The 17,475-nt window shown below is 46.5% G+C and carries 12 protein-coding genes; 2 read left to right on the top strand and 10 right to left on the bottom strand.

What is annotated here, in order from left to right; genetic code table 11:
• Positions 1-4: 4 nt before the first annotated feature.
• From CA598_RS13555 to CA598_RS13515, 9 genes are all read right to left on the bottom strand, one after another.
• On the bottom strand, positions 5-1,837 hold the full coding sequence (locus CA598_RS13555) for a glycoside hydrolase family 35 protein (protein ID WP_094876854.1): 1,833 nt from the start codon (positions 1,835-1,837) through the stop codon (positions 5-7).
• A 25-nt stretch (positions 1,838-1,862) separates the two neighbouring features.
• A complete protein-coding gene (locus CA598_RS13550) occupies positions 1,863-3,137 on the bottom strand; it encodes an alpha-L-fucosidase (protein ID WP_256990498.1) in 1,275 nt (424 codons plus the stop codon).
• 114 nt (positions 3,138-3,251) lie between these two features.
• A complete protein-coding gene (locus CA598_RS13545; protein WP_094876853.1) occupies positions 3,252-4,649 on the bottom strand; it encodes an ABC transporter substrate-binding protein in 1,398 nt (465 codons plus the stop codon).
• A 144-nt stretch (positions 4,650-4,793) separates the two neighbouring features.
• Positions 4,794-5,630: a carbohydrate ABC transporter permease gene (locus tag CA598_RS13540; RefSeq protein ID WP_042186014.1), complete on the bottom strand. Its 837-nt coding sequence runs from the start codon at positions 5,628-5,630 to the stop codon at positions 4,794-4,796.
• Positions 5,631-5,645: 15 nt separating this feature from the next.
• The gene (locus CA598_RS13535; protein ID WP_042125419.1) at positions 5,646-6,575 is read right to left on the bottom strand and encodes a carbohydrate ABC transporter permease; all 930 of its coding nucleotides are present in this window, start codon (positions 6,573-6,575) and stop codon (positions 5,646-5,648) included.
• 170 nt (positions 6,576-6,745) lie between these two features.
• A complete protein-coding gene (locus CA598_RS13530) occupies positions 6,746-8,329 on the bottom strand; it encodes a response regulator transcription factor (protein ID WP_094876852.1) in 1,584 nt (527 codons plus the stop codon).
• The gene (locus CA598_RS13525) at positions 8,329-10,050 is read right to left on the bottom strand and encodes a sensor histidine kinase (protein ID WP_094871600.1); all 1,722 of its coding nucleotides are present in this window, start codon (positions 10,048-10,050) and stop codon (positions 8,329-8,331) included. Before CA598_RS13525 ends, CA598_RS13530 begins: the two co-directional genes overlap by 1 nt.
• A gap of 67 nt (positions 10,051-10,117) precedes the next feature.
• Positions 10,118-12,280, bottom strand: coding sequence for an alginate lyase family protein (locus CA598_RS13520; protein ID WP_094876851.1), 2,163 nt, complete (start codon positions 12,278-12,280; stop codon positions 10,118-10,120).
• Positions 12,270-13,391, bottom strand: coding sequence for a glycoside hydrolase family 88 protein (locus CA598_RS13515; protein ID WP_094876850.1), 1,122 nt, complete (start codon positions 13,389-13,391; stop codon positions 12,270-12,272). Before CA598_RS13515 ends, CA598_RS13520 begins: the two co-directional genes overlap by 11 nt.
• A 258-nt stretch (positions 13,392-13,649) precedes the next feature.
• On the opposite strand from CA598_RS13515, the gene CA598_RS13510 reads away from it, so the two are divergent.
• Entirely contained in the window at positions 13,650-14,912 is a 1,263-nt protein-coding gene (locus CA598_RS13510; RefSeq protein ID WP_094871595.1) for a TraB/GumN family protein, read from the top strand.
• 300 nt (positions 14,913-15,212) lie between these two features.
• On the opposite strand, the gene CA598_RS13505 is transcribed toward CA598_RS13510, so the two are convergent.
• Positions 15,213-16,499: a Gfo/Idh/MocA family protein gene (locus CA598_RS13505; protein WP_094876849.1), complete on the bottom strand. Its 1,287-nt coding sequence runs from the start codon at positions 16,497-16,499 to the stop codon at positions 15,213-15,215.
• A 144-nt stretch (positions 16,500-16,643) separates the two neighbouring features.
• On the opposite strand from CA598_RS13505, the gene CA598_RS13500 reads away from it, so the two are divergent.
• Positions 16,644-17,474, top strand: a complete 831-nt coding sequence (locus tag CA598_RS13500) for a helix-turn-helix transcriptional regulator (protein ID WP_094876848.1) — start codon at positions 16,644-16,646, stop codon at positions 17,472-17,474.
• Position 17,475 lies beyond the last annotated feature (1 nt).

Raw genomic sequence — 17,475 nt, 5'->3', positions numbered from 1 at the left:
ATATCTACACATTATCTTCCTGTACAAAATTCAGCACGGCATCGTCGACGGCCGAAGTTTTTCCCAGATCAGGGCAATTCACAAGCTCAACTTCGCATGTCTCCGCACAGCCGTGCAGTTCAAAAAGAACCAGTTCATTACGACCTTTGCGCAGCAATGGACCGGGGATATATAGCGCCCTTTGCGGTCCTGCGTTCCAGTAGCGCCCCAGATTAAACCCGTTAATCCAGGCAACCCCTTTGTTCCATCCATCGAATCTTAGAAAGGTATCCCCTATTTCCTCCGCCTCGAAGCTGCCCCGGTAAAATCCAGGTAGATCCGAAGGTGTCGTAGCTTCCTGCTGCTCCACCGGATGTTCCTTATACACAAGTAAATCTAGCGATCCAGATTCCAGTGGCAGTGTACGGATCGTCCAGTTATATTGCAGCTGGTTATCGATTCTAACCCCATCTAAGATCCCTTTAGGATCACGAATGAGCGGCCCATAATTGATCCGCCCCATATTCTCGACGAGAATATCCAGCTGCGCTCCCCCGGCAGGAATGGAAAGTTCAAGTGGCTGCGGATTCCAGCGTTCAATTACCCCAAGTACCTGTCCATCCAGGAAGACCTGCGCCCGATCACGCACGCCCTCGATGTAAAGCTTCTGCCTGGACCGTGGTCCCTGCACATAAGTGCTGTACAATATAAAACCATAAGATTGTCCTAGCTTTTCCATCGGCTGCACATACACACTATTCACCGGCTCGGATAACTTTGCCAGATTGGAAGTGGTGAACAGTTCCGCTCTTTCCATCAAGGCAACTTTCCCGTAGGAAATCTTCGGAATCGGCTCAGGGAGCGAACAAGTCGGTGCAAATCCATGTTTGCCCAGTACCGACCGAACAGCTTCAAATTTCGCTGTCATATCTCCCCATTCCGTGAGCGGGGCATCATAATCATAGCTTGTAGTCGTCGGCTCGTAGGCGACGATATGATTCGCCCCATTAAAGAAGCCAAAATTGGTCCCTCCGTGGAACATGTACATATTGAGTGAGGAGCCGTGCGTCAGGATATCATCCAGAACGCCAGCTACATCTTCAGCATCGCGCACATGATGATCCTCCATCCAATGATCGAACCAGCCATTCCAATATTCCATCACCATCAGCGGCTCTTCAGATCGGTATTCCCGGTATTTGCGGAAGGATTCCTCTGCACAGGAGCCAAAATTGACTGTAGCATGCACATCTTCCAGTGTTCCGCCGAGCAACATTTCATCGGTTGGTCCGTCGGAGGTAAAGAGCAACACATCGACCCCTCTGCTGAGGAGTCCATTACGCATATATCTCAGGTAACTACTGTCATTGCCATAGCTGCCATATTCATTCTCTACCTGGACGGCCAGAATCGGCCCGCCATGTGTGGAGAGCAGAGGAACCAGCCGAGGAATCAGCTCATCGTAATACCTGTCCACTTTGCTTAAATAAAGAGGATCACAACAGCGAAGCTGAAGTTCACTGTAAGCCAGCAGCCAGGCCGGCAGACCTCCGAACTCCCATTCCGCACAGATGAATGGACTTGGTCTGACAATTACATGGAGCCCAAGCTCTCCGGCCAGTTCAATAAAAGAGACCACATCGGCCATGCCATCAAATACGAACTCCCCTTCTTTAGGTTCATGCATATTCCAGGCGATGTAGGTCTCCACGGTATTGAATCCGCAGGCTTTCAATTTCAGCAGCCGGTCTTTCCAGTATTCAGGCACAACCCGAAAATAATGAATGGCTCCCGATACGATCCGGTAAGGCTGTCCGTCCAGCAAATAGTGTCCATCGTTCCAAGTGAGTAGGCTCATACTCTACAACCTCCTTTTTCAACATCTATTCTATCGTTTCTCCACAGTGATAAACGGCAAGCCGTCTGATCTCGGCACTTGCGGAAGCTTCCATCACCCGCAGCCGTATTTTTTCTGCATATACTGGAGGGAAAGCGTCAATTTTCTTATGGCCAATCGCGCTACCGCGCTTTAACTCCAGCCACTCCCCATTGCTGTACGCTTCCAGTACATAGCTTTCCACCCGCTCTCCGTAAGCAATGTCCTCCATCATCTCGGCATGGTCAATCACAGCAGCCGCAGGCAGTTCCAGCTCAATAAGCTCTCCAGTGCCTGTCGTTACCGCCAGAGCCTCGCCGAATCTATGCTTAATCTCCTTACCGAATTCCAGCAGACGCTGCACATCAGCCTCCGGAAACAGCCCGCGGTTGTCAGGCGCCACATTGAGCAGCAAAGTCGCCCCATGCCCAACCGAACGATAATAAATGTCCATTAGCTGTTCTAGGGACAGCAGCAAATGCTCTTCCTCAGGATGCCAGAACCAACGGTCTTTACGGATAGGCACATCGCATTCCGCAGGCACCCACTTCGGTGTTCCGGGCAGCCAGTTTAGCGAAGCTTCACTGAACATGCTCCCCCTTGCGGTATTCGCAGTGTTCCAGCATGGATAAGGAGCAACCCCCTCCTCATTGCCAACCCAGCGAATCGTTGGTGCTCCCATATTAAACACCATAGCGCTTGGCTGATGGAGCTTAATCAGCTCCATAATCCGCCGCCAATCATAATTGCGTCCCTCAGATCCTGCACCGTCGAACCAAATCTCCGTAAGCGGACCATATCCCGTAAGTAATTCCTGCAATTGCAGGGCATAGAAATCATCGTACGCTTGCGGATCCGCATAACATGGCTCATGTCTGTCCCATGGAGACAAATAAATGCCAAAGCCGACCCCAAGTTCCCGGCAAGCTTCTGCGCACTCCTTAACGATATCGCCGCGTCCTTTTTTCCATGGACTGGAAGCCACAGAATAGGTGCTTGTCGCAGTCGGCCACAGGCAGAAGCCGTCATGATGCTTAGCCGTCAGTATAAAATAACGGAATCCAGCTTCTTTGGCTGTACTAACCCATTGGCGGGCATCCAGCTCAAGCGGATTAAAAACGGCAGGTGAATCGCCGCCTTCTCCCCACTCCTGATCGCAAAATGTATTGATACCAAAATGGCAGAACATCCCCAGCTCCAGGTCTTGCCAAGCCATCTGCTCTCTGGAAGGCAACGCTGCTTGCTCTTCGGACTTGTTCTTTGAAGAAATACTTTCCATCATTTTTATACTCTCCCATATATTTGTGTAGCCCAATGTATAAATAAGGCTTTGGAAAGCCGGTTGATGACCTTCCAAAGCCCGTCCCCAACTTGGGATACCTCGCTTATTGCCTATTTATTTGATGACGCCTTTTTCATTGATGATTTTCGTTGCTTCATCAACCATCCATTGCTGCACTTTATCCACTGATTCATTGCCGAGCATAAATCTGCTGAACCCGTCATCGATAACTTTGGTCAACTCGGAAGTCGCCGTCGTCATCACCTGCGCACCGTCGAGGAACTGAATTCCGCTATCGAAGAGTGTATATTTGAGTGAATCCATATCATACATATCTTCTTTTCCAGCAACTAATTTAGTCAGTAGAGCCTCATTGTCAGCTTTTTTATAGCCGGAGAATTCCAGTCTGTTATCACTAACAGCCGTTGACATGAATCTCATCAGTTTAAAGGAAGCTTCTTTGTTCTTCGAAGTTGCACCCATCGCCAGCATGTTGCCGCTGGTGAAGTATTTGCCTTCATATTCTTTCGGTTCCGATCCTGCCGGAGGTACCGGAACCGGAGCAAAAGCTGTCTTAAATCCATGTGGGTACTGCTCTGTATTACCTGGGTCAGCAATCGTCCAGTTCCCTGCCAGAATCATAGCAGCTTCTTCATTGAAGAATTCAGTCCGGTAGTTGAGCTTTGCAGCAAGAGCATCCGCATAAGATTTTGCAGACTTATCAACCGACTCCATGTCTTTACGTAGCTGGAAGAAATATTTATAGGTTGGATCCGCGAAAATGGTTGTTCCATCATCATATACGAACGGATCTTTCATCATCGTTTGGGCTGGAGCATTCATGTATAGCTCCCAAGTGTGAAAGTATGTGCCGTAACGTTTGTCCACACCTTCGCCTTTAGTCAATTTTTTAGCATAGTCGCGGTAGTCATCCCATGTCCAGCCAAAAGTAGGGACAGGCAACCCCGCTTCATCCAGCGCGTCCTTGTTCAGCATCACATAGTTGCTGCTCTTAGTGTATTGCATCCCATAATATTTGCTATCGACCTTAGCGTTTACATAATATTCATCCTCAGGAACGAGGTTATCCTTCTCATAGAATTCATTCAGCGGGGCAAGCGCTCCCCGAGTCGCCCGTTCAAGCACACCGCCAAGGCTTGGTACCTGCACAACGTCAATCGCTTCGCCGGAAGAAATCAGGAAGTCAAGTTTCTTCAGCATTTCTACGGAATCCCCAGGAACGAGTGTCACATGCTCTACCTTGATGTCCGGGTTCTGATCCATAAATTCCTTCAGCATACCATCGGTTCCTGCCGACTGCGCTTCATTGTCCCAGTTGTAATACTTGATGGCGACCTGCTTGTCCGCCTTAGCATTCCCTGCATTTGCACTTGCGTCAGCACTGCCATTCTCGGCCGTATTGCCGGAATTACCACAAGCGCTTAGCGTTAAGGAAACCGCTAGCATGGAGCCTAATACAACGGATAATCCTTTTTTGCTCTTTGTTTTCATTTTATTTCCCCCCGCACTGAATTTTAAGTATAGTGCCTTGTTCATTTCTTATTATAGGCACCTGCTATACAGGCCAAGTGCACAATTTTGCTGTTGTAGGATTACATTTTTGACTTTTCCCCATCTTTTGGTGCAGCTGCTTGATCAGCCCTTTACACCACCTAAGGAAATCCCGTTAATGACTTGCTTCTGTAAGGCAATGAACACAATGACCAGAGGGATGATCGCAGACACCGCTGCCGTCATCATAATCGCATAGTTGTTCGAATAATCGTCCCGGAACAGTGTCATACCGAGTGGGATAGTGTACAAATTCTTATTTAGTAAGAAGATCAGCGGATTCTGGTAATCATTCCAGGTCCAGATAAATTTGATGATCGCCACCGTAGCGAGCACCGGCTTGCAGAGCGGAATAATGATAGACCAGAATATCCGTAAATGGCCTGCACCGTCAATTCGCGCCGCTTCAATATATTCGTCGCTGACACCAATCATAAATTGCCGCAGCAGGAACGTGAAGTAGATGGAGAACATACTCATTAATATGATTGCAGCATGAGTATCATAAAGACCGAACCAGCGAATCAGCAGAAAGCGCGGAATCAGTGTGGCCTGGTCAGGTATAATCATGAACGACAGCAGCGCCAGAAATACCATATTTCGTCCTTTAAACTTGATTTTGGTCAAGGCGTACGCCGACATAGATGATATGATAAGTGTAATTAAGGTTGTAATAATCGCAACTTTAAAGGAATTTAAATAGAAATGAGAAAAAGGTACTCGTCCCATCCAAACCATCTTGAAATTATACGCTACATTGATCTTCTCGGGAATCCATTGGATCGGGAAGCGCATAACATCTTTCTCATATTTAAAGGCTGCGGAAATCATCCAGATCAGAGGAATAAGAAATACAATGGACAAAGCCCCCATGATGCAGGTAGTGATCACTCTGGACATATTTTTTCTAATCAGTTGCATGTTAATCTCCCCCCTTTATTCTTCATTTCTCATTTTCCAAGTAGCTGCGGTGATCAAGCCTATGACGGCGAATAGCAGCCAGGAAATTGCAGAAGCATAGCCCATGTTGTAGTATTTGAACCCTTCCTCATAGATCCTGAACACAAGCACGGTAGAAGAATTGTTCGGGCCGCCTTCGGTCAAAAAGGCGATGATGTCGAACACCTTAAACGAGCCGATCAGCATGGTTATAAGTAAGAAGAACGTGGTTGGACGCAGCATCGGAACCGTGATAGCAAAGAATTTTTTCAGTGCGCTGGCTCCGTCTATTTCTGCAGCCTCGTAGATTTCATCGGAAATATTCGTCAAGCCGGCCATATAGATAATAATGGTGTAACCCAGACTCGCCCAAGAACTGATAATGGCAATCGATAACAGCGAGGTCTTTGGATCCACCAGCCATTTTGGAGGGCTGGAAATTCCAAGCTCCATCAAGAACTGATTAATCGGTCCAAGGGATGGATGGAACAATGCGCTCCATACAGCGGCAATTGCAATAATCGAAGAAATATAAGGGATAAAGAAGGCAACTTTGAAATAATTTTTAAGAAATACACTATTTTGAATCAATGCCGCCAGCACCAAAGCAATCGCAATCGGTATCGGCACGGTCATAATCATATAAATAGCATTGTTCTTCAAAGCTTGAATGATGCTCGGATCATGGAACATTTTGATATAGTTATCCAATCCGATAAACTCGATCCCTTGAACCCCCGACAATAGATCCCATTTCGAGAAGCTTAAATAAAGTGAGAATCCAAGTGCAAATACATTAAGAAAAAGCATTCCGACAATTTCCGGAGCTAGAAACAGCCACCCGGTCAAAGCCTCTTTCCGCTGCGGAGTCCAGAACTTCCGCTTCTCCTGCAGAATTTTTGGCACAGGTTGTTTTGCAGCCTCCACGTTGTATCACCTCGACAATTTGATTTGTCATTATAGTAATATATCTGCCTTCCGCATGAAGGAGTGATTATGACCCGAGATGTGCAAGATTTTGACCTTTGTCCGCTGACAATAAAAAGACCGCCCGGGAGGGGCGGCGGCTCTGTTCAGAACGATAGGCATTAATCTTCTCAGCGTACCGAGTGTTTGGATTTATATTCGCTCGGCGTTGTTCCCACATATTTTTTAAACACTTTTGAAAAATAGGTTCTGTCCGAATATCCCAGACCAACGGCCAGCGATTCCAGGTTCTGGCTGGAGATTTTCAGCATTTTGGTCGCAACCTTCATCTTGTGCTGATGTACATAGTCCGTAAAGGTCAAACCTGTCATGCGTTTGAAATAACGCGAGAAATAGCTCGGGTCCAGAAAGAGATAACGTGCCATATCGATTGAAGTGATGTTATCGCCAAGATGCTGATCGATAAATTGCTGGATAAGCTGCAGCTTGGGCTCCTGCGGAGGAGTTCCCGCCACCTGCTGTTTGTTGCCTGTAATCTGCACAAGCTTTCTTTCCACCAGTTCCATCGTATCCTCCAGTGTGCGGGTTTGCACGAGATAGACGAACAGATCCTCATCGAATGTTAGGCTAGTGAACATCAGCTCGATACCGCGGAGCATAAAGGATAAATCCCGGACGAAATCTCCCGGATGGATAGCCATAACTTTTGCAGTCCTAGCGATTTCCTGAAGAGTGCCACGGATGGCTTCAAGATCATTTTTAATCACTGCCCGTTCCATCTGCGGGATATAACTATCCAGAAATCCTTGAGGAGCAGGCTGGAAGCGAGGAGTAGCGATTTGCAGAGTATCCAGAACTGTGTAATCCGAACTCGCATAAAACTCGCACTTGTCCTGGACAATTTGCCGATGAATCTGTCCGATCGCCTGTAGCTCTATTTTCTCAGTGACTGCAATGATGCCCGGTTGAATCTTAAGGAGATGGGAGCACTCAGAACACAATCGCTGTAAATAATCATGAAAATAAAGACTGGCATTCTGCGCCAGATTCACACGGTAATTATACAGAATCACAATATTCTTCTGCTCCAAAAAAGGCGTAATCCCCTCACACGCTTCGGACAGCTCTAAGGCTATATTGTAAATGGCATATAAAATAAGTGGATACTCGCTCTGCTTGTACCTCTTCTCGAAACTGGAAAAGTGAATACTGACCGTGCCCAGCATGAACCACGGGTACGTCCAGGATATGCCGATTTGCGTCGCATAGGCTAACGTGGTTTCGGGCGGAGCGCCGCCAATCACCCTTTGCAGCAGATTCTGCCGGAATAGCTGGCTGTTGTAACCCGTCTCCCCATGCTTGATTAACCCGATCTTCGATTTAAGCAAGCGTACAGACTTGGCAAGGCTTTTCTCCAGTTGCTCGTCTGTAAGCTGGTCCTTGATTAAATAGTCATCCACCTTCAGCTTTACCGCTTGCTGAGCATAATGGAAATCCTCATGACAGGTCAGGAAAATAATTCTGACCTCCGGCTTCATCCGGGTAAAGTAATCGGCCAGTTCAATCCCGTTCTTTTGCGGCAAGCCTATATCCGTGATCACGATGTCGGGCTGCACTTCCTCAAACATTAATAACGCCTTGGCACTGGAATAGGTGCTGCCGACAATCTGCAAGCTATGTGCTTCCCAGTCAATCATCTGCTGAAGCACTTTGAGCATAGGAACATCATCATCTATGAGCATCACTTTATACATCAATATCCCTCTCTCTCGGGCAGATTAACCTGATGATTGCCTTGCGGCAAATACAGAGAAACGGACACCCCACCTTGCGGCAAATTATGAAGCGACAAGCGGGTATCCTGACCATAGGTCAGCCTCAGTCTTTGGACCACGTTAATTAAACCGACCCTTTGATAAGCTCCATCCTGTTCATCGTCCTTGTAGAGCAATCTGCGGTTCAGTCCTGCCAGAATTTCTGCCCCTGCTCCGCAGCCATTGTCTTCGACTTCAATCATAATCCCATCAGTAATCGTTCGGGCACGTACGACAATACGCGGTGCCGGGTGGTCAACTAGACCGTGAACGATCGCATTCTCTACGAGAGGCTGCAGAATAAGTTTAGGAACGATGAGCTTCTCTGTATCCGCTTCCAGATCGACCTCCAGTTCAAGAGGGATTTCGTTGCGGATCTTCATGATGTCGATATAATGGCCAAGCAGTCTGCATTCTTCCCGTAAGGTAGCCGGTTCATTGACCTTCAAATAGGCACGGAGAAGACTCATTAGCGAATCAATGATCCCGCTGTGCAGCTTATCTTTAGCCAAAATAAGGCTACATTTGATCGAATTCAACGTGTTGATCAAAAAGTGGGGACGAATCTGCATAAACAGGGCCTCAAGTTCCATCACTCGCTTCTGTTCTTGCTCCAGCTCGATGTCGTGAATCAATCCTTGCAGTTGATCCAGCATAGTATTCAATGTCTGCCCCAGCTCAGCGATTTCATCCTTGCCCTTGACCTCCAGCCTGACATCAAGATTCCCCATTCCGAACTGGCGCACAACGCGCTGCAGCTTCATGATCGGACTATGCAATCTTTTGGCAATCAGCATGGAAGTGGCGGAAAAGACAATAAACAAGAGAAGCACTAAACCAATACCACTATAAAAAGTTCGCGAAATCTGGCCCGACCATTCTTTCTCTGAAGCTTCATAGACCAGCTCCCAATTGGATTTGTCGATGGCTCTGGCCGTACGCACGCTCCCTCTATCTGCCTTGCCTTCTGGGGCTAGCTCTGAGTTCCCTGCGATCAGACCTCCTCTGGAATCAAACAACGCCAGCTTGCCAAACTCAACCGGTCCGAGCAATTTATTGAAATAGGCATCAGGAATCGAGATGAGAAGCACGGACACCTGCTGTTTCTCCCGGCTATCATAGATTACTCTGGCAATATAGTAGCTGCTGCTTTTACCGGAACCGCTGTCGGCCATCCCAAGCCATTGCAAGGTCTCCGGTTCGTGAATATTGACACGTCCCATCAGCTTGTCCATGTTGGCATTAATCACGGATAAATTCTCAGTCCCAGAGGAGATCACAAAGTGTTTCCGGTTAACCAAATACATACGAATGTTATTATTTAGCGGCTTAGAGTTGATGAGCGAAAACACATCCTGAATTTGCGTAAAATGTACGTAATCCTGATAGGTGTTCAGTCGCCCGGTATCTGCAAAGACCTTCAGATTGGCGCGAAAATTGGTATCGTTTACAATAAAATGCGATGCAAATGTCACATCATCAATGGTCTTGTTTAGTTCGTCAATCATAACGTTCAGGAAGTTATCGTTGCTGAGCTGTAGCTTTTCTACCATCGTATCCCGAATAAGCACAAAGGAGATGATCGATACTGCAATCAGCGGGATAAAAATCAGCAAAAGAAATGATGCCTGGATACGTCTATAGTAAGTGAATTTGAACATGTTTTCTCCGCGCCTCTCTCATGCTCTTTTCTTTTATTCTATCAGCCCGTTATCCAGTATACATGCATTATCTGATTACCGTGACTTTCTTTCGACCGTTTGCGAAAACAATAAGCACTACTTCACCGAAAATTTGTATATCTTCTACTACATAGGAATCCAAGTGACTGGATGGAAGCTTATGGCTGATCACGATAATATGCTCCTCATTCCTTTCAGGGAAGCTGATGCGGCATGCCTCTGCCTGTACAGCATCCACAGGTTCACCCGTATGGCGGTAAATCGGCACCTGTTCAACCTGTGGACAGAATGGCTCACCGGAAGGCTGCGGGTACAGCATCTGCATCATCGATACCGTTCCTTTTCCCGTTCGGGAATAAACGGCATGCTGATTGGGTTCCAGCAGATTGTATTCGCGGGAGATTACCCCGTCATCAATCTTGCCCTGAAGTCCTTTAACATTAACGGGAATGATGCTAAGATTGGCTTCCCTATCTTTTGTTGTACGGCAAATGAATGTCTCGTTTTCCATCTGAACCGCTCCGGGTGCAAAATGAAAATGCTGGGAAAACGTATGCTCCTGACGGCAGCTAAAGCTGTCGACCAGAAGCCAGTAATAAGGCTTGATGAATATGATCCTCCTTAGCAGGTGTACCGGATCATCCAAATGAAGGTAGCCATCATGGCTGCCTTCAACATAATCAAAATCCGGATTGCTGATCCATTTGCTGCCTGTCGGCTTCGCAATTTGGGAGAAGGACCATGTATCCGTGATTTCAGTGAATCCAATTCCGTCAACAGTAGTCGTATTATGGGCAGCGCTTTCTTTTAACGCTTTTCTGAGTGGTGTGTGATCACTATAGTTGTATCTGCCCAGATCGGTAAGCATATCCCGCCCAAAGGCATGCAGATCGAAATGTAGCAAATCCGCGTGACCATGTCCACCCCCAAGCGGCCCGCAGTGGAAATATAGATACAAGTCCTGCTCGTCCCAACCCGTTCGCATCACATAATGACCGGAATGTGCGAAAGAGCGCGACAAGTAAGGCGGTTCCTCCGCAATCAGCTGCTCGTAGCCTTCAACTCCACTCGTTCCGAACAACCAGGCATTGTCATAATCCATATGATCGTATCCGCCAAAGCGGAGCACAGAATCTTGAAACAACCAACCTGCATAAGTCAAAATCGAACGGACATCGCTATCATCGCTATCCCCGAGCATCGGCTGCCGATGATTCGGTTTGGCCCAATACAAGGAAGCGGCGGCCATTTGATGAACTTTTTGCTGAAGTTCAGCCTGTAGCTCCAGTCCATTCATGCGAGCCAAGCGGATGCAGTCGAGAAAACATACCAGAACCTCATGATGATAGGTGGGCGATTGCTCCCAATGGATACCGTCTGCCATGACCTGGATTCTAGCCGTTTCCCCCAATCTCTCCTCACCGAGCCGTCGCCAAATCTTAGCCCTTGTGAACTCAGGGAAGTAGAGCGCGGTTTGGAATAAGCCACAAGTCTCCAGAACTCCCCAATTGCTGATATTCTTCCAGCCCGTAAACGATAAAGACAAATATTCGCTGTGTTCATGAAGGGATATCATCACTTTCGCCAGAAGCGTCGGTGTAAGCAGCGGGCTATCCTGTATATAGGACAGCGCTTTGATCCAGTTCGCACAGCGAAGACCCGCTTCAATGGTGCGCCAAGTCAACGTATCATTCGTAGGCATGTCTGGAACAGGATTACGGTCCATCCAATCTTCAAGCTGACAACAAAATGTTCTCGCATACTCCTCATTACCTGTTATCGCATACGCTTGTCCTAATGCCACCCAGTAGCGGTGGCGATTCAGCATATAAGCCCATTCTACATCCTTATCGGGAATATAACGCCAGTCAATTTCTTCCTCAAAAGTGACCGGAATGCGGCTGCGTTCCATATCCCAGGGAAACCGAAAAAGAAACGTCTGCTCCATAACTTCATCCGCCGTCTTCATTACGACTTCCAGCTCTTCTGCGCAATATCGCTGTATATAATCGATATGCTGCTGTTTCCGACTGTCCTCTGCCCGCCAGCCCGGCATGCTCCGACTAGTCAAATAACGATGCAATTCAGTTAGCGCATCTTCCTGCCGTGCTTGGCTGAGCGCATCCTTCACGGGCGCTAAAGCAGGTAACTCAAGGTCGAGTAGCGTAAAGACAGCATAGGGAGAGGTTGATCGGCCATCAGCGTTCATACCAGTACCCCCTGGTGCCTTTTTGCAGCCGCAGCAACGCTTCGAGGTAGAAATAATCTCCCCAGATCATGAAATCATCCGGAGACAGACCACCGCGTACATGGTAAGAGCCGTGCTTCAGCAGCCCCTCCGCGTCTTCACCGATCGTGGAATAGTTCTGCACAAGTGAAGTCATCGACTGTATTAATCCTTGTTGAAAATAAGCCCGTTCGGGATCTTCCTCCTCCATTAGCTCCAGCAGTTCCTGCAGTCCAGCCGCAACAATTGCAGAGGCCGAGCTATCCCTGTACGTATCCGCAGACACTGGAGCATTAAAGTCCCAGTAAGCGACATGATCCTCTGGTAAATGTTCTAAAAAATAACGAGCCATCCGCTTGGACGTTTCCAAATACAACGGATCCTTAGTATAGCGATAAGATAATGCAAAACCGTAGACGCCCCAGGCCTGCCCTCGCGTCCAAGTTGATCCGTTAGTATAACCCTGGTGTGTAGCGCCGCCAATCGGCTCTCCAGTCTTCTGGTCGAAGAAAAACGTATGGTAGGAGCTGTCATCTCCCCGCACCAGATAACGTTTCGTTTTATCCGCCTGCATGACCGCCACCTGACGGTATAGTGAATCACCAGTTTGTTGTTCCGCCCAGTACAAAAGAGGTAGATTCAACAGACAATCAATAATGATGCGTCCACCTTCCTTGGCATCTCCCACAGGTCCCCAAGCCTGAATATAACCGCCGCCTGTCCGCCAGCGCTTCAGTAGTAAATCTGCCGCTTGCAGTGTCAACTGACGTGCGGATTCGTCTTTATCAATCATCCACTGGGCCTTGGAGGATAATGAATACAAAAAACCGATGTCGTGATGATCAAGCACCGTCTTTGCCGAGAAACGGCGCCGGAAATCCTCTACGGTATGAGATGCCGCAATACGAAAGCTGTCATCCTGCGTATATTCATAGCACAACCACAACATGCCGCTCCAGAATCCATTGGTCCAATCATCGTTGTTATTAAGCTGGTAAGTTCCATTGATGCTGACATGAGGGAATCTGCCCCCAAATCGGTCAATGTTCTTACGTACCTTCTCTATTGCATCTTCAATCGCACTGCTCCACATAAGCTCCTTGCTCCCTTCGGGCTCTTCGTTTCTTATGTTTCATGATAAGGAGAGTGAACAGGATCTAATAGGGGCGATTTTTGCTTTGATGTGCATTATTTTGACTTTTGTACGAAGTAAAGTGATACAGGTTCGCTTTCCAATCCTAGGCATCAAATCAATATAGTAACAAAACGTATAACTATTTATGGAAAAATACGTTAAAATCAAAAAGTGACTTACAACTTTCATTCTTTTTAGAAACGGAGTGTCCTATTAATGAAAAAGCTAGGTGCATTATTTTTATCCATTTTCATGGTTATGTCTGTCTTTACCACTGCCCATGCGGCTGAAAAGCCTGTCGGTGTGTGGATTGATGGAACAGAAGTAAAGTTAGGCAATTCTAACCCAATTGTTGAAAAAGGAACGACCTTGGTTCCTATGCGTCCACTCCTAGAGAAGCTAAATGTAAATATGAATTGGAATAAAAAGACCCAAACCGTAACGGGGACCAAAAATGGACTGGCCCTTTCACTGACTATCGGCAGCACCACAGCAACGGTAAACGGGGAGAAGAAAAAACTAGAGGTGGCTCCTAAAACCATCAACAATGTCACCTATGTTCCTGTCCGCTTTATCGGTGAAACGATCGGCTATAAGGTAGAATGGAGTGCGGCGCAGCGCACCATCACCTTTGTAGCTAATAACGAGGCTGCTGGTAGCAACGGATTCTTATGGAAAGTGGAGAACAACGGTAATACCGTCTATCTACTTGGCTCTATCCATGTAGCTAACGACAAAATGTACCCGCTACGCCCGGAAATTGAAGCTGCTTTTGAAGCATCTCAATATCTCGGGGTTGAAGTTGACTTAACAAAGGTTGATCAAACGGAGATGCAAAAGTTCCTTGCGGAGAAAGGTTCTTATACAGATGGGACCAAACTCAAGGATCACGTATCTGCTGATACCTATAACAAAGTTGTTGCGGTTCTGAAAGCGAATGGTCTTGCAGGAAATGCATTCGATTCCTATAAGCCATGGGTCGTTACTCAAGGGATCTCAAGCCTACAAATGCAAACAACAGATTATACACCGGATACGGGGATCGACCTATATTTCACACAGAAGGCAGGCAAACTGAATAAACCTATCATTGAATTGGAAAATATGCAATTGCAGCTGAATATGTTTAATCAATTCTCAGATGGATTGCAAGAAAAGCTTCTCCTCGATACACTCGATAGCCTCAAGCAAACGGACAATGCTGCAGCAACGGCTTCGTTGGATGCATTATCCCAAATGTGGATGCAGGGGGATGAACAATCACTCGTAGCTATGACACAAGCGGTCGCTAAGGAGCCAGAATACTATAAAGGTCTCGTTTCGGATCGGAATGCCAACATGGTGAAGCATGTAAAAGAATATTTGAATAGTGATAAAAAAGCGACTTATCTTGTCATTGTTGGTGCACTACACATGCTGGGTGATGATGGCATTGTGACTCAATTGCAAAAAGACGGCTTCAACGTCGTCAAACAATAATTTCTATAGCCAAAATAAATAAGGCTGTCTCTTAGTCATCTACAATGACTTTGGAGGCAGCCTTTTATTTTTACTTTTTTAGCTCAATCTAAAAATAGTAGTAAATTGACGTGAAGACAGAGCGGAGGGGTGGAGGGATTCTGGAGAAACGCCAGTGTTCGCCTTTAAAGACCAATTTCAACTACTAATCTTTCTACTATCCAGAAATTGGGCTTTAACAGCGATCGTAAGAACCCTCCACTCCACAGCGGTTTGTTCACAAACAGGCTACTACTAATTTTGGTTTTGAGCTTTTTCCTTCTACCATTTGATTAACTGATCCACCTTCACCGGCAGTCCAGTAGCGATCGAACGATTAGCCGCAATCCCGGTCATAATAGACAACGCCCCATCCACATGGGAAGCTGCACGATTAAACCGATCCTCCACAGGTCGTTCAAAAATATCACGAAGCATGACCGGATCTCCACCCCCATGTCCCCCAACGCCTTCTTCAATTTCCACTTCATAAGGCGGCGCAAAATGAGGGAATACAGTGATCTGCTTGTCCTTTAGTGCCCCTTCATCTTCTTTCTTCCCCCCGGCGTTTACATAGGACTGTTCAACAACCTTAACTTCCATCCGCCCCTTCGTCCCGTTAAATACTACAATGAAGCCCTCCCAAGGCAAATAAGCATTAAGTGAATAGTTCATAATCGTCTTGTTTTTGTATTTGACCATGACTGCCATCGTATCCTCAATGCTGATATTATCACCGAATACACTTTGATCTCGCAGGTACCCATCTTCATGCTCGGCATCCAGATACATCTGCTTAAGCTGCTCGTTGTCTTTTAGATGAAGCGCAAAGGGATCATTTTCCGCTGCACTACTCCCATGGGCACGCTGATAAAACTCCGTCACCCCGCGCTTCTCCGCATTCTCTCTGCCATAGAACCTTAAATCTCCCATGGCATAGATCGTATCCGGACGGGAGCCCAACCAGAAATTCATCAAATCGAAATGATGTGTTGATTTATGAACTAACAACCCTCCGCTGTTCCGTTTATCCCGATGCCATCTGCGGAAGTAATCCGCCCCATGCTGCGTATTTAGCAGCCACTCAAAATTGACGGATAACACTTCTCCAATCGCCCCATCCATGATCAATTCACGGATTTTGGTATTATGCGGGGCGTAGCGGTAATTGAACGTAACACGCAGTTTTTTCCCCGTCCGCTCAACCGCTTCAAGAATTTCCTGGCATTTCTCTTCATCCACCGTCATCGGTTTCTCTGAAATTACATCACAGCCAAGCTCCATCGCCCGGATAATGTAACGATGATGTGTGCGGTCAATACTCGTAACGATAACCACATCCGGCTTGGTCTCTTCAACCATACGATCAAACTCATGAGCTTTATAAGTAGGAACCGCATGATAATGATATTTCCCTTTCAGTAATCGATTCGCATAATCCATTCTTGTCCCATTCACATCGCAAAAGCCTACAATTTCTGAAGTTTCACGATAATTCGTAGTTATCTCACCATAGAAGAACTCCGCTCGGCCACCAGTACCAACGAATACATATTTCTTCTTCGACACAAGGATCACTCCATCGCTATTGATTTAGATGCCGTTTCTTCTTATAGTTTATAGTATAAAATACATCCAAATCTAAGCGATTATTAGTAGAAATAACGAAAACTTTGCATATATTAGCTTCATTATCTGAAAGGGGGATATAGAATGGAACAGGTGCTTGAACCTCCATTTTTCATTGAGCAAATCAAAAGAGCCGGTCCATTCAGCATGGATTCCGACCATTATCACGAAACATATGAGATTTATTATTTACTCGCAGGTGAGCGCAGCTATTATATCAATAATCTGATTTATACCTTACGCAAAGGTGATTTAATATTTATTAAAAAAAATGAACTCCATCGCACCACTTCTAAGGGCTCAGCGCGCCATGAACGAATATTGATTAACTTTGAGGAGGTCTTTCTGCAAAAAACGTTGGCAAACTACGACCTAAGTATTCCTTCTTTTTTAACTACACAAAGCTTACTTCTGCGTCCCGGAGTACATGAACAAGGAGCCATCGAAACTATCCTCTTCTCCATGCTAAAAGAACAAGAAGAACATCAATCACAGCAAGTCCCCTATCTTCAGACACTGCTCATCCAGTTATTTATTGAAATGAACAGAGTACAAGAAATAAGCCGCGAGCCCATCGCTCCTGAGAGCAGTGAGAAGCAGCTTAAAGTCTACGAAATTATCGATTATTTACAGGCACATTATGTTGAAAAGCTTACATTAGAGCAGCTATCCGAAACTTTTTTCATCAGCAGTACCTATCTTTGCCGTTTATTCAAACAGACCACTGGCTTCACCATTGTGGAATATCTAAACTACATTCGGATCAAGGAAGCTCAGCGACTCTTGCAGAGCACTAACACTAAAGTCACTACCATTGCTGAGAATACAGGATTTGACAGCATAGCCCACTTTGGGCGGGTGTTTAAGCAAATCGCGAAATGCTCACCTCTGCAATACCGCAAGCAGAATCGCTGAT

Source organism: Paenibacillus sp. VTT E-133291 (genome assembly GCF_002264395.1).
Lineage (GTDB): Bacteria > Bacillota > Bacilli > Paenibacillales > Paenibacillaceae > Paenibacillus_AQ > Paenibacillus_AQ nitricinens.
Note: the sequence above shows the minus strand (reverse complement) of the source record. Positions and strands in the feature narration are given on the sequence as shown.

Bases quoted from the DNA above. Each gene is read 5' to 3' on its own strand.
- CA598_RS13555 (WP_094876854.1), bottom strand. From the start codon at position 1,837: ATGAGCCTACTCACTTGGAACGATGGACACTATTTGCTGGACGGACAG.
- CA598_RS13550 (WP_256990498.1), bottom strand. From the start codon at position 3,137: ATGATGGAAAGTATTTCTTCAAAGAACAAGTCCGAAGAGCAAGCAGCG.
- CA598_RS13545 (WP_094876853.1), bottom strand. From the start codon at position 4,649: ATGAAAACAAAGAGCAAAAAAGGATTATCCGTTGTATTAGGCTCCATG.
- CA598_RS13540 (WP_042186014.1), bottom strand. From the start codon at position 5,630: ATGCAACTGATTAGAAAAAATATGTCCAGAGTGATCACTACCTGCATC.
- CA598_RS13530 (WP_094876852.1), bottom strand. From the start codon at position 8,329: ATGTATAAAGTGATGCTCATAGATGATGATGTTCCTATGCTCAAAGTG.
- CA598_RS13525 (WP_094871600.1), bottom strand. From the start codon at position 10,050: ATGTTCAAATTCACTTACTATAGACGTATCCAGGCATCATTTCTTTTG.
- CA598_RS13520 (WP_094876851.1), bottom strand. From the start codon at position 12,280: ATGAACGCTGATGGCCGATCAACCTCTCCCTATGCTGTCTTTACGCTA.
- CA598_RS13515 (WP_094876850.1), bottom strand. From the start codon at position 13,391: ATGTGGAGCAGTGCGATTGAAGATGCAATAGAGAAGGTACGTAAGAAC.
- CA598_RS13510 (WP_094871595.1), top strand. From the start codon at position 13,650: ATGAAAAAGCTAGGTGCATTATTTTTATCCATTTTCATGGTTATGTCT.
- CA598_RS13500 (WP_094876848.1), top strand. From the start codon at position 16,644: ATGGAACAGGTGCTTGAACCTCCATTTTTCATTGAGCAAATCAAAAGA.